This window comes from Flavobacterium sp. AK-301 (genome assembly GCF_058310215.1).
This window is the reverse complement of sequence record NZ_JBZEES010000032.1, coordinates 1-1,747: the sequence shown is the minus strand read 5'-3', so window position 1 is coordinate 1,747 and position 1,747 is coordinate 1. Positions and strand designations below refer to the sequence as shown.

Here is a 1,747-nt window from a genome sequence, read left to right as displayed (position 1 = left end):
TACCTATTGGCATATAGGCTTCCATACTGGTGGTATAAGGTCCTCCATTAAAACTATAAGTATAAGGGGCTATCCCTCCAACAGCATTCGTTACTCTTACCTTTGCTCTGTTTGCCTTTTCAGGATCACAATTTATATCTTCTGAAATACCTACAAAAGCTTTAAGATCTATATCAGGTTGTTTTATAATGATGGTTTGTGGTGCCAAATCACATTCTATAATCTCTCCCGAAATTGTGGTTAAACCATAACGTACATAAACAGCATAAGAACCCGCTGATAACTCTGTAAAAATCGGACGATCGTAATAATCTGTTCCATTAATACTATAACTTAATGTATATCCTTTAGAATCAACATCTATTTCAATTAAACCTTTCTCTCCGGAACAATTAATACCATACGTTTTTACAGTATAAGAAGGGATTACTTCAGGTAAAATAGTTACTTCTGTTGTTTTAGCAGTACATCCGTTAAAATCTTTTACATCGATTTTGTATACTCCGGGAGCAGTAACTAAAACAAGATTACCATCTTGCTCTATTCCATTTAGATAGTAGGTATATTCTTGCAAACCACCTTCTGCTATTATCTCAATACTACCTTGACCACATATTAACGGCACTATGTTCAGATTAACGCTTATAGGCTCTAAAGCTAATAGTTCTACCTTTTGTCCTATAAACCTACAGATTCCATCATTGATAGAAACTTCTACCTCATATTTACCTGAATTTTGTCCGGAAAAAGTCCATACATTACCCTTATTACCGGATACTATTCCTGAAGAGCTGATAAGGATATCATTTTGATACAAATCATACTTATATTGTAAATCGGAATTCATAACTCCTGTAATTTCTACAATGATATCTCCTTTACCATCTAAACAGGAAACATTTCCTCCTTGAATTCTAATATCTAAATCTTCGTCCAGTATTACAATATCAGGTATTTCAAAAATACAATCCTTTTTCCCTCCTTCAGTTTGTTTTATAAAAACAGTATAGTTTCCAAAAGTTTCAATAGGAAAAATCGAACTTGGTCCATAAGGTCCCGCAATATTATTGAGACTAAATTCATATCCGTCAGGTACTCCGGTAATTTCAATCTCTCCCGGATTACCACATAGTATATTCTTTGTTTTGGGAACTGCGTTTAATAAGTTTTTATAAACATTAAAATAAAAACGTCTGAAACATCCTCCCGGATACGTAATTTCCAGTCGATACTGTCCTCCATCTTTTGCCGTAAAAACAGACTCTTTTCCAACAAGTTTCCAGATACAATTAGAATCTTTATTAGCACAACTTTCCAGTCCCTGAGCGGCACAACTACTCTCGTCCAGTTTTTCCCATATAATTGATTCTATACCGGGAATATCAATTGTAATTCCTTTTTCTGCATTTGCACCGCATAAAATAATTTCTGCCAGTTCTTCTGCATCATTAGGGCATTGTACTATTTGAGTGGCAAATGGCTTTAATGGGTTTTCAAGTGCTTCATTAAAATGTACAACGGTAAATGTTTTTGTAAGTCTTGAACAACCGTCTGCTGCTTCACAAACCACAATATAGATTCCGGGAGCAGTTGCATTATAAAAATTTTCAGTACTTAAAACCGGTCCGTTCGGAGTTCTTGTCCATGAATAAGAAACATAATTCTTACTTGCCTCTAATAGAACATTGTCTCCACATAATTCTACAGAGACCTTTTCTTCTACAGCCTGATTTACCTTAACATTAAC

At 34.6% G+C, this 1,747-nt stretch carries 1 pseudogene; it reads right to left on the bottom strand.

Annotated features, from left to right (window positions below):
* Positions 1-1,747 (bottom strand): annotated as a pseudogene (locus tag AC4FQX_RS15080) (hypothetical protein); the annotation flags it as partial.